The following is a 22,977-nucleotide window of genomic DNA, read 5'->3' as shown; positions in this document are numbered from 1 at the left end:
CGCTGAGTCGCTCGTGAATGTCCACAACTGGGTCGTCTCAGACCTCGGTGCGTTCGGCCAGCTCTAAAGCGTCTTCGACATCCACGCCGAGGTAGCGGACGGTACTTTCGATCTTCGCATGGCCGAGAAGGATTTGAACTGCGCGTAGATTGCCCGTCGCCTTGTAGATGATCGAGGCTTTGGTGCGTCGAAGGGAGTGAGTGCCGTAATCCTCGGCTTGGAGGCCGATGCCGACAATCCATTCGCGAACGAGGCGGGCATACTGCCTCGTGCTCATGTGCCCCATATAGTCGTTGCGGCTTGGGAAGACGAAATCGTTCAATGTGCCGCCACGGCGTTCGAGCCAGGCGAACAAAGTTTTACGGGCAGGCTCGACGATCTCGAACTGCACGGGTCGTTTCGTCTTCTGCTGAACCACGATCGCCCGATCCCGAATGCGGCCACCGGCAACGATGTCGCCGATGCGGACTTTCACAACATCGCAACCGCGAAGCTTGCTGTCGATCGCGAAATCGAAAAGCGCTCGATCCCGTAGACGCTGGTGCTGGTCGAGCCAGAAGCGAATAGCCCAAACTTGTTGCGGTTTCAGTGCGCGCTTCGCGCCAAGCACCCGGCCCTCGTTCCAAGGGCGGAGTTCTTGAAAGGCTGGATCTAACGAGGAATGTCCCATCGCTTGTCTCCGCGGTGAAAAGTGAGCGCCGCAGGGTACACCGGGAAGGGTAAAGTGGCCGTTTGCATCTATGGTTGGCGAAATGCCGGTGAACAAACGGCCGAGATCGAGAAGTCGGAAGCAGGCGGCGTGCGGCCGCGTCTGGGTCTTCACCGCAAACGGGTATTGACCATTCTCGCTGAATTGTTGCCGCTTGACGGATGGTGGGGCATACTCAAGACCAGTCACTCAATCATAGGCGCTCTGATGGTGCTGATGGATAGGGGAATATCGGTATGCCATTGCTCTGGCTCATAGGCCTTCAGGCTGCAGCAACCTGGAGTCCTCCCGCTCAGGCGGCATGGTCAGGGGAAAAGCCTCCTATCGCAGTCCGCTTGCATGCGCGTACCTTGTCCATGCGGGGGGAGGCGCCCATTGAGGTCGACCTTACCGCCAAGGACAACACCTTTGCCGTATCACCGTTTCTGCAACCCACGCGGGGCATCGCGTTTGAGGTCATCTCGGAAGACGGGCAACCAGTCGCGCCTGCCGAGCCGATGGCAGGTTCACCGCCACCGCCTCCTTTAGAGACAAAGGAGCTGACTGCGATATCATTCGCATCGCCTTACCGTGTCCTCACTCACGAAAGCGCAAGAACGATCTTTCCAGGAGTAGGTCGATACAAGGTGAGAGCCCGGATATTCCTCTTCAATTTCCCATCTGTGCCGGTCCGCTATGCCCAAGTGGTATCGGATACAATCACGGTGAATGTCACCAAGTAGAACACAGCCATGCCGCTCGATAGCAGCACTGTTGGACAGCGTCTGAAAGCCGGCCGTCCGCTCTCGACCGAAATGGCGACATTCGTGAGTGAATGTCTGGAGTGATAAGCTGGTCATTCGTGTTGATGAACGAGCGTCTGCATTCGGGAAGTGGAAGGGGTGGGCTGAACGTCCACTTCTGGGTCAAGTCGTCATCGTTTAGGCAGCTAGGGTTCGGTTGCTTTCGCCCGTTAGCTTAGTGCTTTTTGCATCACGGGACGGCGGGGAGCCGAACAGGCGGGCGTACTCCCGACTAAATTGCGATGCGCTTTCGTAGCCCACCGCAAAGCCAGCTGCGGCGACGTCGCGGCCGGCCAGGATCAGCCGACGAGCCTCCTGAAGCCGCAGGCTCTTCTGGTACTGCAGCGGGCTCATCGCCGTTGCTGTGCGAAAATGCCGGTGTAACGAAGCCGGGCTCATGCTGGCCACGTCAGCCAGCGCCTCAACGCGCAACGGCCTATCGAACTGATCGCGGATCAGTGCAATCGCCCGGCGTACCTGCGAAAGCCGGCTGTCAGCGCGCGCGATCTGCCGGACGATTGCGCCCTGCGGCCCCTGGAGTAGACGATAGAGGATCTCTCGCTCGCAAAGCGGGGCCAACATGGCAATATCCTTTGGCGCATCGAGAAGCCGTAAGAGACGTAGCCACGCGTCAAGCAGCTCCGACGTGACCGGGTTCACTGCAAACGCGGGTTCGGCTGTAGGCGAGGACACGTCCGCCTCGCTGAGAACGGATGCAAGCTGGTCACTGTCGAGGTCGAGGCTGACTGCAAGATACTGCTCGTTTGGCTGATCGAGTTTGACGCAGCCGGACGCGGGTAGCTCGACTGTAGCGATGAAATAGCTGGCCGGATCATACCGAAGCCGGCGGTCGCCGATCGCGATCTCCTTTGCGCCGCTTAGGATCAACGCCATCATCGGCTGGTAAACGCCTGATACCGGTTGTGGCGCGGCGCGGTCCTTGTACAGCGCGACTCGTGGCAACACGGTTGACTGATATCGGCCAGGTGTATGGCGGCTGACGATACCGCGCAGTTCTGTAAGCGTGTCGTGCATGCGACGAAGATGAGCGGTCACGTCGCTTCAGACAAGCGTCCTTGATCGGATCGGGCAAGTACTCGCGGCGATCACGCATGCGCAGATAGCCGCGGCGTCCATCTTGGGAGCACCAGATAAAGGAATAGGCATGACCCACAAGAAAACAGCACTCGTGACAGGAGCAAACAAGGGCATCGGCCTGGAGATAGCGCGCGGACTCGGCAGGATTGGCTACACGGTCTGGATCGGTAGCCGGAACGAGAGCCGCGGCGAGGCGGCTGCTGAGGCACTACGCCGCGATGACTTGGATGCCCGCTTCCTGCCGCTAGACGTAACAGACGATCGGAGCGTCGCCGCGGCCGCAGAAACTCTGGGAGGCGAAGTCGACCAGCTCGACGTTCTAGTGAACAACGCTGGCATCTCAATTGGCTGGGGACCGCCTAGCGAAGAGGCGGTCACGGATGTTCATGCAATCTACGACGTCAATGTCTTTGGCGTGATCCGAACAACGCAGGCTTTCCTACCCTTGCTAAAAAAGGCGTCCGAGCCGAGGATCGTCATGGTCAGCAGCAGCCTGGGCTCGCTTGCCTGGGCATCGGACTTTGAGGCGCCGATGGCCGAGGTAAATCTGCTTGGCTACAACAGCTCGAAGTCGGCGTTGAATGCGGTGACAGTGGCATTCGCCAAGGATCTCGCGCCGCTTGGCTTCAAGGTTAATGCCGGCTGCCCGGGCTATACCGCGACCGACCTGAACCAGCACACAGGCTCGCGCACTCCGGAGCAGGGGGCTGCGATCGGTATTCGACTAGCTACTTTACCTGACCATGGACCCACTGGTGGCTTCTTCGACGATGATGGTACGGTAGCTTGGTGACGTTTAAATTGACGTGGGACGCCTGATCGATTGTGGACAGGCGTCCACTTCGTTGATCCGGTTCAGGCCCGTGCATGACCGCAGTTGGATCAGCGCCGCCCGGTCGCCAAGCACTGATCCCCAGTATAAAGGGCAAGCCGCGATCACGCCAAGGAACACCATGGTCACAACCGAGCATCTCACACCTGACGACTATGGCCTTCTCATCCTCGCACCTGAAATTGCGCTCGGCAGTGGCTGGCTTGGCGGCGACAGAGTCGTCGGTCGCGGAGCTATCCGTGACCTGTTAAATAAGGCCACTCGCTTCAACAAAGGCGAGCAGCAGAGGTTGACTATCCATGTCCCCAGCAGAGTGATCACGCTCCGGTTGGATGAGATCGCATCATACTACGGAGAGGAACATCGCTCCGCGTTGGCTGCTGAGACGATGTTCCTTTCCGAATAGCGCTTTTGGTAAGCGAAGCGATCGGAGTTGGTGCGTCGTTTCGGAACCCGAACAGTAGGGCGCTTTGACTCAGATATTAGGAGCTACGCTACAAGAGCCAGCTGAAAGAATTGATTATGGGGGCTGAGCCGATAATCGGCGAACGCACCACACGGAGCGAACCCGGCACTACGGTAAAGTGATATGGCCGGCGCGTGTAGTGCGGCAGTTCCAGTTTCAAGGCTCAACCGAGTGTAGCCGCGCCGGCGAGCTTCCGCGATAATATGCTCAAGCATCGCTCGTCCTACCCCTGTGCCACGTGCGACCGGGGCCACCCGCATGGATTTCAGCTCGCCATGTGCGCAGTCCAGTTCCTTTAGCGCGCCGAACCCGGCCAGGTTTTTGTCGTTCCATGCCGTCCAGAAGGTGACGCTAGCTGCCGAAAGGCCAGACGCATCAAGTGCAAAAGCGTGATCGGCCATTACGCCCTGCAACTCTCGCAAGTGATGGTCCAATAGATCCGTGACGTATGGTTCTTTTGGATCGTCTACCCGTATTTGCATTTCACTATTGCCCCCAAGAGTGATGACCAGCGCTTGGCCGGTTGTGCCGGCATTCATTGTCAAAGCGTAGCCTTTCCGCTGCGCACGTTAGTCGCTCGGCCGTGCCGTTACGCATAGTATCCACGCCGCGGCGACAATCTCCTCCAATGAGCACTTATAGTTCTCGGCGCCCCAGGCGAGGGCAATGTGTAACAGCCCTCCTTCGACACCGCGTCGGAGCATCGCATTGATTTTGACGGGGCCGCGATCATCAGGATCGAGGGCCGCAAAGAGCGGCTCGGAGAGGTCATGCATCGAACGTCGAATTGCCTCGTCGATCAACGGATCTACGCCGACGATTTCAACCAGGAACACGCGTGCCGTGGTGGGATTAGCGCGTAGCGTCGCGAAATATGCGCCCAGCATCCGTCGGGTACGATCTTCAGTCGGTAGGGTGGGATCGTCGGCCGCAACGATCTGCGTCAACACTGCGGCGATCACCTGATCGAACGCGGCGAGTAGCAGCGCCTCCCCATGCGCAAAACTTTCGTAAAAATAGCGTTCGGTAAGGCCTGCCTCGCGACAGATCGCGCGCACGCCCGTGCTGTGGAACCCCTGCGAGCCATACAAGCGCACAGCGGCTTGTATTAGCATTGTCCGCCGCTCAGCCCGTCGAGCGTCAAGCGTCTGCCCGGTCCACCGTTTTGTTGTCGCCGTCATTCCAGCAGAGTAGCGATATTGACAATGACAACAAGCATTGTCATTCAGTTCGGGAATATGGTGGGAGTCGGGCATGACCGGTATGGAGCATCTGGACGTGCTGGTGGTGGGCGCCGGTCTGTCGGGGATCGACGCCGCGTTCTGGTTGAAGACTGGCAATGCCACGCGAAGCTGGGCGATTTTCGAGGGGCGCGATGCGATCGGCGGCACGTGGGATCTGTTCCGCTATCCGGGCATTCGCTCGGATTCGGACATGACGACGCTGGGCTTCCCATTCCGTCCGTGGCGAGGTGAGAAAGCGATCGCCGCGGGCGAGGACATCCGCGACTATATCCGCGACACTACGGCAGAGTTCGAAATCGACGCCAAGGTGCGACTGCGTCACCGGGTGACCAATGCAGACTGGTCCTCGGCGGACGCGCTGTGGATCGTGTCGTATACCGTCGATGGCATAGCGAACCAGCTGACCTGCCGCTTCCTGTTCCTGTGTTCTGGCTATTACGACTATGCCGCGGGGCATTCGCCGACCTGGCCGGGAATGGACGCGTTCGCGGGACAGGTCGTCCACCCGCAATTCTGGCCTGACGACCTTTCGGTCGCGGGCAAGGACGTCGTGGTCGTGGGTTCGGGTGCGACCGCGGTGACGCTGGTTCCGGCAATGGTCGATCAGGGCGCCGCGCATGTTACGATGCTGCAGCGATCGCCGACATATATCGTCTCGCGACCGTCACGCGACGAACGCGCCGAGACAATGCGCCGCTGGCTGCCTGACAAGGTGGCGGAGGCGGCGGTGCGGTGGAAGAATATCGGCTACGGCATCTTCGTCTACGGTGTGTCGCGGCGCAAACCACATGTCTTGAAGCAGAAGATCAGGCAACAGCAGCGCGCGATGCTGGGACCGGACTTCGACATCGCCACTCACCTGACGCCGCGCTACGACCCGTGGGACCAGCGGCTGTGCCTCGTCCCTGACGGCGATCTGTTCAAGGTACTGCGCAACGGGCGGGCGTCGGTCGCGACCGATGAGATCGCGGAGTTCACGCGTGACGGTCTTCAGTTGAAGAGCGGCGAGGCCATCCCCGCCGACATCGTCGTGACCGCGACGGGGCTCAAGGTGCAGCTCATGGGCGGCGCACGACTGACGGTCGATGGCGCCCTCGTCGATCCGGGCAAGCGGCTGCTTTACAAGGGAGCGATGCTAGACGGTGTGCCCAATCTCGCTTTCGCGATCGGCTACACCAATGCGTCCTGGACGCTCAAATGCGACCTGACGTCGCAGTTCGTTCGCCGCCTGCTCGATCATATGGATCGGCGCAAGATGGACAGGGTCGTGCCGGTCGCACCGTCATCGTCTGCGGGCAACGAACCGATCCTCGACCTGAGCTCCGGGTATGTGCAACGGGCGGCAGACCTTCTCCCTCGACAAGGCGCGAGTGCGCCGTGGAAGGTGAAGCAGAACTACCTCCGCGACCTGTTGGCGTTCCGTACCGGTCGAATCGACGACGGTGTTTTGCGCTTTGGGCGGCGTGATTTGACTGCAGAGAGAGCGGCATGAGCGCCCGGATGGAGCTTGCCGGCAAGGTGGCGGTAGTGACTGGCGCAGCGGGCGGAATAGGCCGTGCGATCGCGCAATCGCTTGCTACGCGTGGCTGTCACGTTGCGCTGGCCGACGTGAATGAGGATGGGCTGGCTGAAACCGCCGCACTGATCGCGAACAGCGTCCGCGTCACCCGTCACAGGCTCGATGTTGCGGACCGCGATGCTGTCGCCGCCTTTCCGACTGTGGTTCTGGCAGCTCATGGACACGTCGACGTGGTCGTCAATAACGCCGGTGTCGCCCTGAGCGGTTCCTTCGCACAGCTCACCGAGGCGGAGTTCGATTGGCTCTTGGACATCAACCTGCACGGCGTCGTCCGCATGTCACGCGCGTTCCTGCCGCTGCTACAGCAGCGTGAGCAGGCACAGCTGGTCAACCTTTCCAGCCTGTTCGGAATCATCGCACCACCGGGACAGAGCGCTTATGCCGCCGCGAAGTTTGCCGTACGCGGCTTCTCGGAAGCTCTGCGCCACGAACTGATCGCAGCACATTCCACGGTTGGTGTAACCGTGGTGCATCCAGGCGGTGTGAAGACCCGTATCGCCACCAACGCACGCGCCGGTGCTGCAGTCGGAGTTGAAGAGCGCGAGCGGCAGCAGGCGCACTTTTCGAAGGCGCTGAAGCTCAGTCCCGAACAGGCCGGCGAGATCATTGTCACCGGGATCGAGCAGCGGCGAGCCCGGGTGCTGGTCGGACGGGACGCAAAGATCGTCGCGATGATCGAGCGGATCATGCCGGTCGCTTACTGGCGGCTGCTCGGACGCGGACGGTGATGGTTGCCTGTGAGCGTTACGATGGGGGAGGGGAGCCCAGCAATTCTTCGAGCGTGCCGTTGGGTGCGAGGCGCTCAAGCATGTTCGAAAGTAGAATCACGGAATCTCGCATCGCGTCGGGATCGTCGATGAAATCACGACCTATCGACATGCCGTGCATCGCCCAGACAACCAGCCGGATGGCGGTTGTATCGCGGACCTTGGCGCCGAGACGATCTAGAAAAGCGGTCACCGCCAGTTCCTCGATCTCGGCCTGAACCGGCTTGATCAGCGCGGCGAGCTCGGGATCGCTCCGCGAAGCGACGAAGATCTCCAGAACCGCGACGCCGGAGGGCCGCGAAAGCACCTCCCACGAGATTTGAGGCCAGTCCGATACGCGTGATCCGGTACCCCATTCACGTTGCAAGTCCTGGTAGGCGACCACTTCCTGTTGGAAGACCCATCGTACGACTTCCGCAATGAATGCGGTCCGGGTCGTGAAATGATGTGTGATTGCACCGCGGCTGACGCCCGCCTCGTCGGCAATTTCAGCGTTACTTGCGCGACTGTAGCCCAGCCGGCTGATTGCGCGCACTGCTGCCTCGAACAGCGCGCCGCGCGTTTCTGCGGTGCGTTGTTCCTGCGTGCGCCTTACAACCTTGGTCTCGCTCATCGTCACTCCTGCCGCCCTACTGACCGATCGACCGCGTGCCGACAAGCGACACGCGGTGCGATGATCAGAAGCGCCATTCGAAGGCACCGCCTATCCGGCGGAAGGCATTGTCCGGCAGCGTCTGGACATATTGTCCGACCGAGAAGTTTCCTGGGAAGATTGCCGCGGCGTAGCGCTTGTCGAACAGGTTGCGGACGAACACGCTGAAGCGCGCATGATCGCTGATATCGCCGATACCGATCGTCGCATTGACCAGCGAATAGCCCTCCTGGATCGTGCTGGGATCGTTGATCGCGTAATAGAAGCGGCTGCGATAGCGCCAGTCTGCGTTGAGGAAGACCTTGAGATCATTGCCAATGGGCTGGTCGACATTAGCAGCAAGGCTTGTCGTCCACTTCGATGCGCCGACCAGCGGGGACCCTGCCGCATTGAAGCTGGGTCCGGGTAGCGAACAGCCCTGTGCAGCGGTCTGCCCGAAATAGCAGGCCACGTTGTAGTTGCCATATTCGGTGTCGAGATAGGTAACACCGCCCGACAGGCTGACACCATGCAGTGGTCGTACGACAGCCTCGGCCTCGACGCCGCGCGTCTTCAACGTGCTGGCATTGCCGGTTCGGAAGGTACCCAGGCCACCGTTAAGCGTGGGGTCAAAGACCTGAGCCTGGAAATCCCGGAAGTCGTTGATGAAACCGGCGAGATTGAGGCTGACCCGGCGGTCGGCGAGGTCGAACTTGGCGCCGATCTCATAGGCGTCGACCTTCTCGGGATCGACGTTGAACGCGACGCCCGCGGCTGAGCTGACTGCCGGCCCTTTGTAGCCTCGAGTATAGGTCGCGTAGACGTTCGCGGTGGGCGCGATCGAATATTCGATGCCACCGCGTGCTGAAAAACCGTCGGCATTCCGGTTGGCGACGATCGGCGCGGCAAGAGTACCAACGCAGCGCCTACCGCCACTCAGCAGGAATGTGACGAGATTGCAGACGCCCGAGACGGCAGTAACGGTTGTCGTGGAGTCGATCTCGTCGCGCGTGTACCGGCCGCCTGCGATCAGGTGGAGCGACGGCGTCACGTTGAACGTGAGCTGCGCAAAGCCTGCATAGCTCTTCGTCCCATAGTCGAAGTTCGACTGGCCATTGACCGGTGACAGTCGGACCGGAGTGCTTGCGGGCAAGACGCCGAACGTGCCTGCCTGCAGGATTTGCGCGTCGATATGCTGTTTGAAGAAATACAGCCCCGCCGTGTAGTCGACGAAGCCGTGGCCATTATTGGCAACACGCAGTTCCTCTGAGAACTGGTGAGATTGCGAGTTGGCGATATTCGTGTCGAAGAACGCGACCGGCGTCTGATCGACGTCATTGTTAGCGCGAGCGCGCAGGTCGCGGTACGCCGTGACCGAGGTGACGGTGAGCGGCCCTGCATCGTAGCTCGCCGAGAATTGTGCCCCGAGGCTATGTTCGTCGCGGAGAACGTCGGTGCTCCCGATCGCAGTCTTGTTATTGGTCGGCGAGGCGACAACGCCGAGTGCACTGTTCTGCGTGAACACAAAGTTGGCGGGCGCGAAGGGTCGGAAGGCGGCGGGGATCGGCGTCGCATCGTTGCCGCCGAACTTGCGGATCGTGGAATAGGCTTCGATCCCGCTATTGTTCTGGTAATCGACGATGCCGTACAGCGAAAGTCGGTCGGTCGGTTCCCACAGTAGCTTGGCCGTGCCGAAGTACCGGCGGACTGGATCGAGACGACCTGGTCCAACAAGCTGCGTCGACGGCTTCTGGTATTGATAGCCGCCAACGACACGCAACGCTGCGGTGTCGCCGATGGGTACGTTGACGACGGCTTGCGTCTGGACCTGGTCACGGCTGCCCGCCTGGACCCTACCGCTGCTGCTGAACTCACCGAGTTGTGGTTTGGTGGTGGAGATCGAAATAAGGCCTGCAGTCGTGTTCTTGCCGAACAGCAGCCCTTGTGGCCCGCGCAGTACTTCGACACGTTCGACATCGGCGAGCGAGTTGAGCGGGACGTAGCGCGGCAGCGTGATGTTGACGTCGTCGACCGCTATGCCGACGGCCGACTCGATGCCGTAGTCGAACGAGTTGGTGCCGACGCCGCGGATTGCGAAGTTCGGCACACCAGGCGTCGCCGTGAAGTTCAGACTAGGCGCACGCTGGGTAATGTCGGCAAGCTGATTGGCTCCTGTCTCGCGAAGCGACTGGCCGTTCACGACGGTGATGGCGATCGGCACGTCGCGGAGATTCTCGGTCCGTCGCTGAGCCGTCACGACGATGTCGCCTTCGGTGCTGGTAGGGGCCGAAGCTTGAGCTGCCTCGCTCGCTCCGTTCGGTGTCACCGGGGTTCCGGTCTGTGCCTGAGCCGTTCCCGCCCAAGCCAGAATGCTCGAGCCCACCAGCAGTGCCAATCCACGCATTGTCGTTATCCTCACCCGTCCAGCGATCCCTGCCGCTTGACAACGATCATTGTCTGTTAGAAACATACTGTCAAGCACGCACGTAAAGCGAAAATGCTGCGTCGGGGAGTGGTGATGATAAGGATGACCCATCGGTCGGTATTGCTTGGTGGCGTGCTGATGACCTGTGTGACAGCAGCCTTTGCTCAGGAACGGCCATCGACCGGTATGGCAAGGCCAGCCACGGCAGATACGCGTGCGACCGCTACCGAACGCGCCATGCAAGGTGATGAGAGGACCGTGCTGACGCATGGCCTTTGGGCGATTCCGTTGATCCCTAACGTTCGCATTCCTGCTGAGGCGATATTGGGCGCTGGCTACGTCACTGGGATCCCCCGGCTCGGCGTGCCAGCGCTGGTTGAGACCGATGCGAGTCTCGGCGTCTCGTACATCGCCAATCTTCGCAAGGACGGCGCAACCGCGCTGCCGTCGGCGACCGCAATGGGATCGACGTGGAACCCGGATTTGATCCGCCGCGGCAATGCGATGATTGCGAGCGAGGCCCGCGCGAAGGGGTTCAACGTGCTGCTTGGTGGTGGCATCAATCTGATGCGAGACCCACGCAATGGGCGGACGTTTGAATATTTTGGCGAGGATCCACTTCATTCGGGGCTTCTCGGGGGGGCGGCGATCGACGGCGTCCAGTCGCAGCACGTGCTGTCGACGGTGAAACATTTTGCACTCAATGCGCAGGAGACGGGGCGTCACGCCGTCGATGGTAAACTTGGCGACGATGCATTCCGCATGAGCGATCTGCTCGCCTTCGAGATCGCGATCGACCGTGGCCAGCCCGGCTCGGTGATGTGCGCCTATAACCGCGTCAACGGTGCGCCGGCATGCGGCAGCGATTACCTGCTCAACCGCGTGTTGAAGCGGGATTGGCGCTACCCAGGGTTCGTCATGTCCGATTGGGGTGCGGTCGGCGCCCTCGACTTCGCGCTTGCTGGGCTGGACCAGCAATCGGGTGCGCAGATTGACAAGAAGATCTTCTTCGGCGTGCCGCTCGCCGAGGCGGCTGCGCGCGATCCGGCTTATGCCGCACGCGTCGCCGACATGAACCGGCGCATCTTGCGTTCGATCTACGCGGTCGGGCTCGATGCTTATCCGCCGGTCAAGGCCGAGATCGATTTCGCAGCGAACGCCGGCATTGCCCGGAGCGTCGCCGACGAAGGGATCGTCCTGCTGCGCAACTCTAACGCGTTGCTGCCGCTGTCAAAGGACGTGCGGTCGATCGCGGTGATCGGTGGGTATGCGAATGCGGGCGTGCTGTCGGGCGGCGGATCGACGCAGGTGCAACCGCTTGGCGGCCCGTCCGTCTCACTGCCGATGGGAGGCGAGGGGCCACTCGCGAAATACAATAACCAGACCTATCATGGCACCGCGCCACTCGCCGCGATCCGTGCGCTGGCGCCAAACGCCAAGGTGACATTCCATGACGGGCGCTATCCGGCGGAGGCTGTTGCGGCAGCAAAAACGGCGGACGTGACGATCGTCTTTGCGACGCAGTGGATGGCCGAAGGCGCAGACGTGCCGGATCTGTCGCTGCCGGGTGGGCAGGACGCGCTGATCGCTGCGGTGACCACCGCTAATCCTAAGACGATCGTCGTTCTCGAAACCGGTGGGCCGGTCCTGATGCCATGGCTTAATCGCACAGGTGCGGTGATGGAGGCGTGGTATGGCGGCGTGCGTGGTGGCGATGCTATCGCCGCAACGTTGTTCGGCGATAGCAATCCATCTGGTCGGTTACCCGTCACTTTTCCCGCATCGCTTGACCAGCTGCCGCGCCCGGCGCTGCCCTATGCCGGGATGATCGACCGGGACTTTGCCGCCGGAACCGCGGCTGGGACGCGCTATCCGATCGATTACGATATCGAGGGCGCAGACGTCGGCTACCGGTGGTTCGCAAGCAAGAATTCTACGCCGTTGTTCCCGTTCGGCTTCGGGCTTAGCTACACTCAGTTCCAATCCGGCCCAATGAAGGTCACTGGGGGCACGCAACCAAAGGCGACGGTAACGATCCGCAACACCGGCACGCGCGCGGGTAGCGACGTCGCGCAACTCTACCTCGTCTCGACGCCTGCCGGACGTACGCTGCGGCTCGCTGGCTTTAAGAAGGTCGCCGTGCAGCCAGGGGTTGCGGCGAACGTCACGGTTCAAATCGAACCGCGCATACTTGCCGACAGCAAAGGTGGACGCTGGACGATGCCGGCAGGACGCTATGGCTTCGCGCTCGGGCGCTCGGCAACCGATCTTGGGCCTGTCGTCACTGTCAGCCTGCCAGCGCGCCAGTGGCGCTGACCATTCACTCTAGGAGCATGCCCGTGAACCGCTTCAGCCTGTTCGTCACTGCCCTTGCCTTTGCCCTCCCCACGGCGGTGACGGCGCAGGGCATCCCGGTCGAACCGATCGCGACACCCCCGCAAAGCGGTGCGATTGCACTGGGCACTGGCGGCATGCCCGGTATGCCGGCGGAAAGCTGGTTCACGCTCGCCGGTCGTCCCACGGTCCGCAACGTCGCAACCGCGACACTTTTGCCGGTGCTGCCCGACAAGGCAAAGGCGACAGGCGCTGCGGTCATCATCGCGCCGGGCGGCGGTTTCCTGATGGAGTCGATGGAGGCCGAGGCGATGAAGCCGGCACGCTGGCTTGCCGATCACGGCATCGCCGCCTTCGTTCTCAAATACCGTCTCGATGCGACACCGGCTTCGCTGGATGCGTTCAAGCAGGCCGCGCTGGCGCGTTTCGGTGCTGCCGCAGCGGCTGGAGCGAAGGGCGGTGCCGTAGTCCCCGCGCCTGCACCGGCGCTCGCCGATGCGCAGGCGGCAGTAAAGCTGGTGCGGGCACGTGCGGGGGAATGGGGCGTCGATCCACGCCGCGTCGCCTATCTTGGCTTTTCCGCCGGCGCGATCATGGGAGTCGATCTGGTAAAGACCGCAGAACCTGGCACCACGCCTGACCTGTTCGCCGCCATTTATCCCTCGATGGCACCAACGACCGTCGCCGCAGGTGCGCCACCGCTGTTCGTTGCGGTGGCCAACGACGACGAGCTGTTCGCCAAGCAGGGCTATGGACTACCCGACAGCTGGCGCCGCGCCGGGCGGCCGGTCGAACTGCACGTCTACGAACATGGCGGCCATGGCTTCGGCTTCGACGGCAAAGCGGGCACGACCAGCACTGGCTGGAGCGTAGCGCTGCTTACCTGGCTCGGCGCGCACGGCTGGCTGACGAAATAGCAAGAACTGCCGGGAGGCTGATCGCTACTCTTCGAGGAGACGGAACGATGCGTTGGTCGATATTGGGCGCGATAAGCGCGATGCTGCTCATGCAGCCGGCAACGGCTGCGACATACGAGGCCAAGGGGCCGATCGAACGTCATTATGCGGCGGACGGTCCATGGGCCACGACGACAACCGTCTCGACCCACGCCTGCGACCGCGAGGGCAATGTTTGCGACATCTGGTATCCGACTGACCTCGGCGCCAACCCTCTCAAGGGGCGGACCAGCGGCTTTCGTCATCCTGTGATTGTCTTCGCCAACGGCACGGCGGAAACGGTCCCGGCGGAGAAGAATGCCTTTTTCCTGCGCCATCTCGCGAGCTGGGGCTTCATTATCATTCGATCGCGCGACGGCTCGACGGGGCAGGGCGAAACGGTCACCGACGCGAAGGACTTCCTACTCGCTCAGTCCCGCGATCCGGGGAGTGTCTTCTACGGGAAGGTGGACGCCGACAATATCGGTCTGGCAGGCCATTCGCAGGGTGCGGCGACCGCGGCTTTACTGTTCTCGCGGAACGATCCTGCGTTCAAGACCTACGTGCCGATCGAGACCCCACTACGCGCGGTCTGCGTGGTCGCGAACTGCTCGATCGACCTTGGCGCGCTTTCAAAGGTTACCCGTGGTTCCATTTTCTATGTTGGTGGCGACGTCGATGTGATCTCAAGCCTGCCGACTAATCTGGGCTATTACGTGCCGACTTCAGATGCGGTCGACAAGGCGATGGGGATGATCGCGCTTGGCGGCCATACCGAGATCGAGGGCAATCCTGGTTGCGCGAGCGGCGGTATCCCGGCGTCGTGCAATCTCGGTGTTTATCCCTTGCTCGGATATCCCACCGCCTGGTTCATGTGGAAGTTGCAGGGAGCGGCCGATGGGCCGGCCGCGTTCGCTAAAAACGGTGAACTGAGCAACGCGGCACCCGGATGGCTCGGCGTCCTTAGCAATATCCAGCGACCCTAAGATGCATGATCTCACGATGGTGCGGTCGCGTCATTTGTGGTGGGGCCTGTTGGCTGTTGGCACCTGTACCGCACTGCTCGTCGCCGTATTCGTGTTTTATTCGCCGCCCCCGGTCGGGCTCCCGCCTGATAATGTCCGCGTGGTATCAGTCCCGGCAGTTGGCGGTCATGCCTCAGGCAGCAACGTATCCGCCGGACTTGTCGACCGAGGCCCAGCACGGTCTGATTGGATGGGCTCTGACCGCACCGTTATACTGCGCGCGCTTGCCTTGCCGGCGGATGCCCGATTGCGCGAGGTGATCGGCTCGAATTCCAGGCATCAGGTTATTTGCGGACAGGTACAGCCTGGGGCGGGGCAGGCCTTCCGTCGTTTCTTTTACGCGAAGACCGCAAGGATGGGGGCCATAGCTGACGGTGGCGCCGAGTTCGATGAAACCTTCGCCGAGTTATGCGCTGAGGCTAAATGATCCCGACGTCCATTCAGGCACTACGACTCCGAAATAGACAGAGATAATTTATGGATGAACCGTTAGGGCTTTTAAAGACGAGCTTGAGGAGGCTTTGAAACTTGCGGATGATCTTGAACTTAAATTTGTTGGTGCCTGGGTGTCAATTGCAATCGACACTATATCCATTGAAGGCGAGACGGCTTGAGTCACCGGGGCTTGGGGAAGGCCTTTATAAATCTACAGCCTGGTATCAACCAGATTGGAGACCTATTGACTTAACATCAAAGAAGCAGATGATTGGACCTCCGATTTCATATTCGGATGGCCGAATTTTGGCTGCCAACATACTAAATTTCGATCTAGTCGTATAGTTCAAAGCGTCGAATTGCAGACACTCTGCGCGACTTATAATCTTCCTACAACCGGTCATCCATTTAATCTCACATATCGGTAGGTGGTGTTCTGGCGGAAAGGTCGAAGGGTGTCCTGTGTCAGCAAAGCGTGAGGACGAAGAGATGGAATATGTGTCTGCTTGAGCAGTAGCCGAAATACTGACGCTGGCCGTTTTCATCATTGCGACCCTTGAATGGTGGGTCAAGCGTTCACCGCGAATGCTAGCCATCGATCTACTTCTAATCGGGCTGTGGCTAGCAATCCGCCGTTTGAAGCCGTTAGATTACGATCCCGCGTGGCCGCGCAAGTTAAAGAATGACCCGTAGCGCCGTAGCTCAACTGAATTGTGTTAGGCCAGGCAGTCGGGCCGCTTTCCTCCCCCCACCACGACATTCGCGAGCGGATAGCCAGGCTCGAAAATCGGTCATTCGCAAAGATGAACCAGTGTCCGAAGTTGGGAAGCGAGGAAAGGCGCTCGAACGTCTGCTTGTGGGTCTCCGCGGCTGCTGGTCGCCTGATCGCTGCATGACCAAGCTCGTCTGCTCCCAAGGTCTTTCGCATCCTGGAACCCGCTGCTTTAAGGGGCTCGAAGCCTTTCCGTTTCTCCATGTCCGCCAGTCCATATTGACAAAGTGTATGCGGGGAAGGCTTTTGGGAAAGCGGTTTACGATGGTGAACGGTCGCGTGGTAAGCACGGCCGGCATACCAGTGAGAGGGCAGTAATGACGGACTTCGCAAACGTAATTGCCGTGGACCACACAGGCTTCGCTGTGTCGTCTTTGGACGAAGCCGTTCGGTTCTGGACGGCAGCGCTCGGTTTCACACTTGAGCGGCAATCGGAGATGGGGGGCGACTTCCTGCATCAGGTGACAGGTGTCGATGATCCGAGTGTGAGAACGGCGATCGTCAAGGCACAAGACGGCTTCGTGGTTGAACTGTTGGAATATTCAAACGGACTCCAGAACGGGACGGTGCCCAGCGGCGCGGGATCGATCGGAGCGGCCCATCTGGCTCTGACCGTAAAGGATATTCACGTCGCCATTGCCCGCGTCGAAGCAGCAGGATGGAAGGCGAAAGGCAATCCGCTGCCGATCCCGGGAGGTCCACGGAAGGGAACGTTGGTGGCCTACGTTTCAGGCCCCGATCATATCACGATAGAGCTTATGCAGCCGACAGCCAGTTAATGGGCCGGTAAAAGCTTTGCCGCCTCATCATCCTTTTGAAAGCTGGCGAGGCAGCGGGCAGGGCCGAGGCTCAGCACCTTCTCTGCTGCAATACTGAATGGATGGCAGAAATTGGGGAGCCAGAAAGAGGCCGCGAATGACCGCAAGTGATGACGTGGACGGCTCTCCAACCCTCAAGCAGGTTGTCCTGCGGAGAGTCGAAGGAGAACCACGATGGGAAACGTCACAACGATCGGTCTGGATATCGCGAAGAACGTGTTTCAGGTGCACGGAGTGGATGCTGAGGGCGCAGCGGTTGTTCGCCAGCGTCTGACACGTGGGCGGATGTTGAAGTTCTTCGCCAAGCTGCCCCGGTGTCTAATCGGCATTGAGGCGTGTGCGACATCACACTTTTGGGCGCGCGAGCTGGTCGCGCTCGGGCATGACGTGAAGCTGATGCCGGCGCAATACGTGAAGCCGTACGTCAAGCGAGGCAAGAACGACGCGGCCGATGCAGAGGCGATCTGCGAGGCAGTGACCCGGCCGACCATGCGCTTCGTCGGGATCAAGTCGCCCGAGCAGCAGAGCGCGATGATGCTCCATCGTGTCCGCCTGATCCTCAACCGCCAACGCACGCAGCTGTCGAACGCGATGCGGGCGCACCTTGCCGAGTTCGGGATTGCGGCGCCGATTGGCAGAAACGGCATCGAGCAGCTCCTCGACGTGATCGCTGATCCTACCGATGAGCGCGTACCGGCAGATGCGCGGTTCTGCCTGGAGATGCTGGCAGCCCAGCTGCGCATCGTAAAGGAGCAGATCCTCGAGAACGATCGTCGCATCTTGGCGAGCGCACGCGAGACCGAGCTTGGTCGCCGACTGATGGAGATACCCGGCGTCGGTCCACTGCTCGCCAGCGCCATCGTTGCCACGGTTCCTGACCCCGCGATCTTCCGCTCGGGCCGCAACCTGGCTGCCTGGATCGGCTTGGTGCCGCGGCAGAACTCGAGCGGCGGAAAGGAACGGCTAGGCAGCATCACGAAGGCGGGCCATCAATACCTGCGTCAGATGCTGATCGTCGGCGCCATGGCAGTCGTGCGCTATGCCGAGCGGAACGGGACCAAGCGGCCGTGGGTCGTACAACTACTTGCCAGGCGGAAGGCCAAGGTGGCCGCGGTCGCGCTCGCCAATAAGAACGCCCGCATGATCTGGGCGATGATGGCCAGCGGCGAACGGTATCGCGAGCCGCAGATCATGTAACAGGATACGGTGCGGGCGACCGCACCGGACGAGGTTGGGAAGGGCGGATAGGAGCTAATGCAACAAGCCGGTTGAACCGCCGGATCGGGAAAACCCACAATGACCCAAGCGCATCAAGCGCGTGTAAGTGATCGGGACCCGAACCGCGCGAATGGCATTATGGCCAGCGGCGCTATGAGCCGCACCAACAGGTCGGACACATGGCCGCACCAACCAGCATTGCAACGCGACTGTTCAAGCTTGCCAACGGAGGGCCGTCCACACATGGGTCGTCGGTGCCCCTCGTGACAAGGGCTTAGCCGACTTGCTGCGGCGTCAGCGTGCCCGCGACCTGCTGGCGCACGATTTCGCTCACGCCGCCAAAGACGAGATGAGAGGCATAGGAATAGAGGTTGCTCGCGATCCCCGCTTCCCACGGAGGGCTGCCAAGCCCCGTCGCGGGGACCGCGGCTTCGTCCAATATGGTCGCGGTGCCGAGCCCGAACGCTGTGCCAAAGCCCAAGGTAACCGAAGGTCGGAACTCCGCGGCGATACCATAAGCAGCACCTAAAGCGATCCCGACCGCATAATGGACCGCCTGCCCAGCAAGAGGTTTGTCCGCATCAGGGATCGCATAGCCTGTGATGCCCGTCGTGATGACGTTGGCCGCTTTCTCGGTTGCCGGTTCCGAATTGCTCCCGCCTGACGGCAGTAACGGAGATGCCGCCGCCTGGAACCGGTCCATCGCAAAGGACGCAACGGCGCCCGCGATCACCCCTGCCACAAGACCGCGCGCGATTTTGGCAGCGTTGCTCTCATCAGTCTTGGTGGGGGGCGAAGCCATCGCGTATCTCCTTGTGTCTGGCACTCGGTAACTCCGGAGGCGGGGGCGGGTTGCCCCAGAAGGCGCCTAAAGCTTCGAAACTTTTCGATTAACAAATGACCGGATTGGGGGAGTGGGATAGGTTGCACGAAAGGCCGAATGTGGGTCACGGTGCAGCGTAATTAATTGCGAACGATCTCTTCGCTCCAGATCGCGCCATTGAACTTCTGCATTAAGGACCGCGTCGCAGCGGCCACGGTCGTTAGCCCACCCGACCGGAGCAGCGGTCACTAAGCAGATCATTTTTGAGAAGATTGCCGACAAGCTCGTGGCCAGTCCGGGCCTACGGCGCGAGGACATCATCATGAACATCAACGAGCCTGCGCCGGAAAACTGATGGATCGTTGGGCGTGAAGTCGATCCGCGCACGGGCAATGATAGCCGGATCAATCCCACCAGGGATCGTTGACGGCGCATGGCCGAGAGGATGCCGGTGATGGGTGTCCTCTCGCCAATACCGTTTATGTCAGCGACTTATGTGGCATCACGCCCCGACACTTTCCGACATCCAGCGCAATGTCGCCAGCCAGAGATCGTGCCCGCGGTGCATCAGGCTCTGGTCGGTGTCACGCAGGTGCGCCGGATCTTTGCCGTTGCCGACCTCCTCCATCACGGTCATGCAGCCGCCATCCACAGGCTTTAGGAGCCAGGTGTGGTAAAAGGCCGGCGGCTGCCCCGGTGCATAACCGTACCAGCCTATCCGGCGCCCGGGCTCGAACTCGTGGATTGCGCTCTCAATGCTCAACCCGAAGGTCGTCCACCGAAAGCGGGTGCCTGCGCCGAGCGTCGCCGCTCTTCCCAGGATATCGACGTTGCTGGCGTTCGCGTACCAACTGGGCCAGCCCCTCACATCGACGATGCGCGCGAACACCTTCTCGCAGGATGCATGGATGAGCAGTTCGTTGTGCGCGAACAGGTCGGCCTTGGCCGGATCGAACCCCGCCGGCCAGTGGATGTCGGTCGACCGGCGCGCCAGATCGTCCTGCATCGTCAGGATGGCTTTCGCCTGCGGCGTGCTGGCCGGGGCATTGGCAATCGTCGTCATCGCGGTAACTCCCATAATGGCAGCGGCGAACCGCCTGTTGATGTGTCGCATTGGTCGGCCTCCGATCTTCCTTGCGGGAGATGGCACCGCTCTCCGCTTGCCTGTAGCGCCGAAGTGTCCAAACACTTCGGATCCAAAATCAGGAATGGCCATGACCTACGATGGACGCCTGCTGTCAGGCGTGACGGTGCTGATGGCGGTGGTAGAGGCAGGATCGATGACGCGTGCCGCGGATGCGCTTGGTCTAACACCGTCCGGCGTCGGACGTGCCATCGCGCGGCTCGAGGCGCGTGTCGGGGTGCGGCTGCTCGAGCGCACCACACGGATGCTGACGCTAACCGACGAGGGACGCCGTTTTCATGAGGAAGTCGGACCGCACCTCGACGGTATTGAACAGGCCGCCATACTTGCGGCAGGATCGGCGGGAACGGTCCGTGGACGGCTACGCGTCAACGTCGATCCGTTTTTTTCGCGCGTCATGCTGGCCGGACGGATCGCAGACTTTCTCGACCGCCATCCTGACGTGACAGTCGAGATGATCATGCGCGATGCCGCAGGCGACCTCGTGGCGGATGGCTTCGATCTGGCGCTCCGCTTCGGTGAGCCGCCGCACGGATCGTTGATCGCGCGCAAGCTGGCGGAGACGCGGATCATCACCGCCGCATCGCCGGGCTTCGTCGAGCGTTATGGGCGCCCAAGCCACCCACGCGAGGTCGCGGCACTTCCTTGCATCGACTTCTACGACGCCGCGAATGCCCGCCCGTTCGAATGGGAGTTCCGAAGCGAGCGGGAGCTGCTGTTGATCCGACCTTCGTCACGTCTGCTTGTCTCGGACGTAGGCGCGATGCTCACGGCGTGCGAGGCCGGAGCCGGCATCGCGCAGATCATGGAGCTGGGCTCAAGCGACCTCATGCGAACAGGAAAGCTGCTCGACCTGTTCCCGGATTGGGCAGGCGAGCGGTTTCCCCTCTATGCCCTATATCCATCGCGTCAGCATCGTGCCGCCAAGGTGCGGGCCTTTATCGATTTCACCTCCAAAGTTATCGACGGTTACACCGGAAGCTAGCACCGGACTTTATTCTAGCCTCATCTTCGACATCGTTAGGACCACGCATGATCATCGCCTTAATTGTGGCAACCGTGTCGGTCGCGGCTACGGTAGTGACTCCGCTAGCTGGATGGACGGGCGAGTGGCGATTGGACCGTGCGGCCAGCCACTTTTGAGGCGAGGTAACCCGCATTGCCATGACCCCCCAAGGTTATCGCTTCGACCTCGGCGTGGTCAGCTTCACACTGCCCGATGACGGTACTTTCCACCCAACAATTGCAGGTCGTGAGACCCAGCTTGCGAAATTAGGCGTTAACCGGTGGGAGCGTGAGCACCGCATCTATGGACGGATTGTCGATAGTAGCGAACTCAGCTTGTCAGCGGACGCGCACACTTTGACCATCACAGGCGAGCATCCAGGAGCCGCACCGGAACAACTGGTCCGGCAAGGCCGTGGTAAAGGGCTCGCAGGCACCTGGCGCAGTACGCGGCTCGGCATCTACGCAGCAGAGACGCTGGTGCTAGAGGCTATGGGCGGAGCCAAGGTGCGCTGGGGCTCGCTTACAGACGGGAATTGGTATGTCGTGAGTCTAAGTGGCGCTCCCGCGGTAAATGAGAGGCCTACCGCCACGCCGACCGCTACACTCCAGGTCATCGTTGCTCCAGACGGAACTCTGCGCTGGACGGAACGGCTGAACGGCAAGCCATCCCGCCAAGGGGCTCCGTCAAACCAAATGCACCGGCTGGTAAGGAGGGCAGGGTAGGAGCGTAGCCATGCCCCGCGCCCGCAAGCCAGCCTCACCGTTTCGCTACTTCAACTCGTCGCCTGAGGTGATCCGGCTGGTCGTACTGATGTACGTGCGCTTCCCACTGTCGCTGCGGGATGTGGAGGACCTGCTGTTTGAACGCGGGATCGACATCTGTCACGAGACGGTGCGGCTGTGGTGGAACAGGTTCGGTCCGCTGTTTGCAGGCGACATCCGCCGCCAGCGTGTAAGCCGCATGCGGGGCTTCCGTCACTGGCGCTGGCACCTGGACGAGTTGTACGTGAAGCTGAATGGTGAGATGGTCTACCTGTGGCGGGCGGTGGATCACGAGGGCGAGGTGCTGGAGAGCTACGTTACGAAGAGCCGCGACAAGGCGGCGGCGCTTGCCTTCATGAAGAAGGCGCTGAGACGGCACGGCTCACCTGAGGCGATCACTACTGACGGCCTTCGCTCCTACGGTGCGGCAATGAACGAGCTGGGCAACCGCGAGAAGCAGGAGGTCGGACGCTGGGCCAATAACCGGGTGGAGAACAGTCATCTGCCGTTCCGACGACGGGAGCGAGCGATGCTGCGGTTCCGGCATATGAAGACGCTGCAGAAGTTCGCCTCCGTACACGCCAACATTCACAACCATTTCAGCCTCGAACGCCATCTCGTCGACCGACAAACTTATAGGGAACGACGCTCCGCCGCGCTGGCGGAGTGGCAGATGCTTGCCAGCTAGACTGTGGCCTTCAAAGACCCAGGTGCATCTTGTGGAGAGGGGTTGGCGTTAGACTGACAGCACCCTTCAAACGGGTCGGGGGGTATCTCGATGCGCGGATCGGCCGCGGTACGTTTGCGACCTTCCCCGCACGCACGCCTTTGCTCGGCTGGCCGCTCGATCACATGTTCGTCACCCCCGACTTCAAGGTTCGCGACCTCGCGGTCCTCGAGGATGTCGGTTCGGATCATCTGCCCATACATTCGCGTCTCTGCCTGACAGGCAAGCCGGGCACGAACGGGAGGCCTGAACCCGTATCGAACGAAGATCGGAAAGACGTGAAGGAGGTTCTGCAGGACTATCGCGAGGAAAGACGCGACCGCTAAGCGTGTTACAGCTTGCCGAAAACCCACGATATTCGCCGATCGGTATTAGCAACGCCGTTTTACGATGCCAGCTACATTGTTAGCAACGGTAATAGTATCAGTCTTTCGCAAGAGCTT

The 22,977-nt window shown here is 61.0% G+C and carries 20 protein-coding genes; 12 read left to right on the top strand and 8 right to left on the bottom strand.

Annotation, left to right across the window (positions count from 1 at the left end; all coding sequences use genetic code 11):
- Positions 1 to 37: 37 nt before the first annotated feature.
- Positions 38 to 670: a tyrosine-type recombinase/integrase gene (locus ABIC16_RS18900; protein ID WP_354292584.1), complete on the bottom strand. Its 633-nt coding sequence runs from the start codon at positions 668 to 670 to the stop codon at positions 38 to 40.
- Positions 671 to 1,629: 959 nt separating this feature from the next.
- Positions 1,630 to 2,526 carry an AraC family transcriptional regulator gene (locus ABIC16_RS18895; protein ID WP_354292411.1) on the bottom strand — a complete coding sequence of 299 codons (897 nt, stop codon included), beginning with the start codon at positions 2,524 to 2,526 and terminating at the stop codon, positions 1,630 to 1,632.
- Positions 2,527 to 2,656: 130 nt separating this feature from the next.
- Between ABIC16_RS18895 and ABIC16_RS18890 the strand changes: the two genes are divergently transcribed.
- On the top strand, positions 2,657 to 3,382 hold the full coding sequence (locus tag ABIC16_RS18890) for an SDR family oxidoreductase (protein ID WP_277970110.1): 726 nt from the start codon (positions 2,657 to 2,659) through the stop codon (positions 3,380 to 3,382).
- 160 nt (positions 3,383 to 3,542) lie between these two features.
- A complete protein-coding gene (locus ABIC16_RS18885; protein ID WP_277970111.1) occupies positions 3,543 to 3,827 on the top strand; it encodes a hypothetical protein in 285 nt (94 codons plus the stop codon).
- Positions 3,828 to 3,910: 83 nt separating this feature from the next.
- Here the strand turns inward: ABIC16_RS18885 and ABIC16_RS18880 are convergent, their stop codons facing one another.
- Entirely contained in the window at positions 3,911 to 4,426 is a 516-nt protein-coding gene (locus ABIC16_RS18880) for a GNAT family N-acetyltransferase (protein ID WP_347342794.1), read from the bottom strand.
- A gap of 30 nt (positions 4,427 to 4,456) precedes the next feature.
- Positions 4,457 to 5,143, bottom strand: a complete 687-nt coding sequence (locus tag ABIC16_RS18875) for a TetR/AcrR family transcriptional regulator (protein ID WP_277970112.1) — start codon at positions 5,141 to 5,143, stop codon at positions 4,457 to 4,459.
- Here ABIC16_RS18875 and ABIC16_RS18870 point away from each other — a divergent pair.
- Both ABIC16_RS18870 and ABIC16_RS18865 read left to right on the top strand, forming a co-directional pair.
- Entirely contained in the window at positions 5,142 to 6,623 is a 1,482-nt protein-coding gene (locus ABIC16_RS18870) for a flavin-containing monooxygenase (protein ID WP_354292410.1), read from the top strand. The two genes, ABIC16_RS18875 and ABIC16_RS18870, sit on opposite strands and share 2 nt — an antisense overlap.
- On the top strand, positions 6,620 to 7,438 hold the full coding sequence (locus tag ABIC16_RS18865; RefSeq protein WP_277970114.1) for an SDR family NAD(P)-dependent oxidoreductase: 819 nt from the start codon (positions 6,620 to 6,622) through the stop codon (positions 7,436 to 7,438). Before ABIC16_RS18870 ends, ABIC16_RS18865 begins: the two co-directional genes overlap by 4 nt.
- Before the next feature lie 16 nt (positions 7,439 to 7,454).
- On the opposite strand, the gene ABIC16_RS18860 is transcribed toward ABIC16_RS18865, so the two are convergent.
- Both ABIC16_RS18860 and ABIC16_RS18855 read right to left on the bottom strand, forming a co-directional pair.
- Positions 7,455 to 8,090: a TetR/AcrR family transcriptional regulator gene (locus ABIC16_RS18860; protein ID WP_277970115.1), complete on the bottom strand. Its 636-nt coding sequence runs from the start codon at positions 8,088 to 8,090 to the stop codon at positions 7,455 to 7,457.
- A 64-nt stretch (positions 8,091 to 8,154) separates the two neighbouring features.
- On the bottom strand, positions 8,155 to 10,803 hold the full coding sequence (locus ABIC16_RS18855; protein WP_354292409.1) for a TonB-dependent receptor: 2,649 nt from the start codon (positions 10,801 to 10,803) through the stop codon (positions 8,155 to 8,157).
- An 18-nt stretch (positions 10,804 to 10,821) separates the two neighbouring features.
- On the opposite strand from ABIC16_RS18855, the gene ABIC16_RS18850 reads away from it, so the two are divergent.
- The 5 genes from ABIC16_RS18850 to ABIC16_RS18830 all read left to right on the top strand — a co-directional run bounded on the left by ABIC16_RS18850 (position 10,822) and on the right by ABIC16_RS18830 (position 18,049).
- Positions 10,822 to 12,849 (top strand): beta-glucosidase, encoded by a 2,028-nt coding sequence (locus ABIC16_RS18850; protein ID WP_354292408.1) that lies wholly within the window; start codon positions 10,822 to 10,824, stop codon positions 12,847 to 12,849.
- A 17-nt stretch (positions 12,850 to 12,866) separates the two neighbouring features.
- Positions 12,867 to 13,784 (top strand): alpha/beta hydrolase, encoded by a 918-nt coding sequence (locus ABIC16_RS18845; RefSeq protein ID WP_431358401.1) that lies wholly within the window; start codon positions 12,867 to 12,869, stop codon positions 13,782 to 13,784.
- Positions 13,785 to 13,831: 47 nt separating this feature from the next.
- The gene (locus tag ABIC16_RS18840) at positions 13,832 to 14,788 is read left to right on the top strand and encodes an alpha/beta hydrolase (RefSeq protein WP_354292407.1); all 957 of its coding nucleotides are present in this window, start codon (positions 13,832 to 13,834) and stop codon (positions 14,786 to 14,788) included.
- Between the two features lie 1,563 nt (positions 14,789 to 16,351).
- The gene (locus ABIC16_RS18835; protein ID WP_354292406.1) at positions 16,352 to 16,813 is read left to right on the top strand and encodes a VOC family protein; all 462 of its coding nucleotides are present in this window, start codon (positions 16,352 to 16,354) and stop codon (positions 16,811 to 16,813) included.
- Positions 16,814 to 17,026: 213 nt separating this feature from the next.
- The gene (locus tag ABIC16_RS18830; protein ID WP_354292405.1) at positions 17,027 to 18,049 is read left to right on the top strand and encodes an IS110 family RNA-guided transposase; all 1,023 of its coding nucleotides are present in this window, start codon (positions 17,027 to 17,029) and stop codon (positions 18,047 to 18,049) included.
- A gap of 295 nt (positions 18,050 to 18,344) precedes the next feature.
- Here the strand turns inward: ABIC16_RS18830 and ABIC16_RS18825 are convergent, their stop codons facing one another.
- The gene (locus tag ABIC16_RS18825; RefSeq protein WP_354292404.1) at positions 18,345 to 18,872 is read right to left on the bottom strand and encodes a DUF1440 domain-containing protein; all 528 of its coding nucleotides are present in this window, start codon (positions 18,870 to 18,872) and stop codon (positions 18,345 to 18,347) included.
- A gap of 523 nt (positions 18,873 to 19,395) precedes the next feature.
- Positions 19,396 to 19,956 (bottom strand): SRPBCC family protein, encoded by a 561-nt coding sequence (locus ABIC16_RS18820; RefSeq protein WP_354292403.1) that lies wholly within the window; start codon positions 19,954 to 19,956, stop codon positions 19,396 to 19,398.
- Here ABIC16_RS18820 and ABIC16_RS18815 point away from each other — a divergent pair.
- The 3 genes from ABIC16_RS18815 to ABIC16_RS18805 all read left to right on the top strand — a co-directional run bounded on the left by ABIC16_RS18815 (position 19,940) and on the right by ABIC16_RS18805 (position 22,860).
- Positions 19,940 to 21,022, top strand: coding sequence for a LysR family transcriptional regulator (locus ABIC16_RS18815; protein ID WP_354292402.1), 1,083 nt, complete (start codon positions 19,940 to 19,942; stop codon positions 21,020 to 21,022). The two genes, ABIC16_RS18820 and ABIC16_RS18815, sit on opposite strands and share 17 nt — an antisense overlap.
- A 756-nt stretch (positions 21,023 to 21,778) precedes the next feature.
- A complete protein-coding gene (locus ABIC16_RS18810) occupies positions 21,779 to 22,495 on the top strand; it encodes an IS6 family transposase (RefSeq protein WP_354292401.1) in 717 nt (238 codons plus the stop codon).
- Positions 22,474 to 22,860 (top strand): endonuclease/exonuclease/phosphatase family protein, encoded by a 387-nt coding sequence (locus ABIC16_RS18805; RefSeq protein WP_354292400.1) that lies wholly within the window; start codon positions 22,474 to 22,476, stop codon positions 22,858 to 22,860. The genes ABIC16_RS18810 and ABIC16_RS18805 overlap by 22 nt, the downstream gene beginning before the upstream one ends.
- Positions 22,861 to 22,977: the final 117 nt, after the last annotated feature.

The organism is Sphingomonas sp. PvP055 (genome assembly GCF_040546365.1).
Classification (GTDB): domain Bacteria; phylum Pseudomonadota; class Alphaproteobacteria; order Sphingomonadales; family Sphingomonadaceae; genus Sphingomonas; species Sphingomonas echinoides_A.
This window is presented reverse-complemented; position numbering and strand designations above follow the sequence as displayed.

Excerpts from the sequence above, each read along its gene's own strand:
- ABIC16_RS18900 (WP_354292584.1), bottom strand. The coding sequence starts at position 670 with ATGGGACATTCCTCGTTAGATCCAGCCTTTCAAGAACTCCGCCCTTGG.
- ABIC16_RS18895 (WP_354292411.1), bottom strand. The coding sequence starts at position 2,526 with ATGCACGACACGCTTACAGAACTGCGCGGTATCGTCAGCCGCCATACA.
- ABIC16_RS18890 (WP_277970110.1), top strand. The coding sequence starts at position 2,657 with ATGACCCACAAGAAAACAGCACTCGTGACAGGAGCAAACAAGGGCATC.
- ABIC16_RS18885 (WP_277970111.1), top strand. The coding sequence starts at position 3,543 with ATGGTCACAACCGAGCATCTCACACCTGACGACTATGGCCTTCTCATC.
- ABIC16_RS18880 (WP_347342794.1), bottom strand. The coding sequence starts at position 4,426 with ATGAATGCCGGCACAACCGGCCAAGCGCTGGTCATCACTCTTGGGGGC.
- ABIC16_RS18870 (WP_354292410.1), top strand. The coding sequence starts at position 5,142 with ATGACCGGTATGGAGCATCTGGACGTGCTGGTGGTGGGCGCCGGTCTG.
- ABIC16_RS18875 (WP_277970112.1), bottom strand. The coding sequence starts at position 5,143 with ATGCCCGACTCCCACCATATTCCCGAACTGAATGACAATGCTTGTTGT.
- ABIC16_RS18865 (WP_277970114.1), top strand. The coding sequence starts at position 6,620 with ATGAGCGCCCGGATGGAGCTTGCCGGCAAGGTGGCGGTAGTGACTGGC.
- ABIC16_RS18860 (WP_277970115.1), bottom strand. The coding sequence starts at position 8,090 with ATGAGCGAGACCAAGGTTGTAAGGCGCACGCAGGAACAACGCACCGCA.
- ABIC16_RS18855 (WP_354292409.1), bottom strand. The coding sequence starts at position 10,803 with ATGCGTCAGCACGGTCCTCTCATCACCTTGCATGGCGCGTTCGGTAGC.
- ABIC16_RS18845 (WP_431358401.1), top strand. The coding sequence starts at position 12,867 with ATGCCCGTGAACCGCTTCAGCCTGTTCGTCACTGCCCTTGCCTTTGCC.
- ABIC16_RS18840 (WP_354292407.1), top strand. The coding sequence starts at position 13,832 with ATGCGTTGGTCGATATTGGGCGCGATAAGCGCGATGCTGCTCATGCAG.
- ABIC16_RS18835 (WP_354292406.1), top strand. The coding sequence starts at position 16,352 with ATGACGGACTTCGCAAACGTAATTGCCGTGGACCACACAGGCTTCGCT.
- ABIC16_RS18830 (WP_354292405.1), top strand. The coding sequence starts at position 17,027 with ATGGGAAACGTCACAACGATCGGTCTGGATATCGCGAAGAACGTGTTT.
- ABIC16_RS18825 (WP_354292404.1), bottom strand. The coding sequence starts at position 18,872 with ATGGCTTCGCCCCCCACCAAGACTGATGAGAGCAACGCTGCCAAAATC.
- ABIC16_RS18820 (WP_354292403.1), bottom strand. The coding sequence starts at position 19,956 with ATGACGACGATTGCCAATGCCCCGGCCAGCACGCCGCAGGCGAAAGCC.
- ABIC16_RS18810 (WP_354292401.1), top strand. The coding sequence starts at position 21,779 with ATGCCCCGCGCCCGCAAGCCAGCCTCACCGTTTCGCTACTTCAACTCG.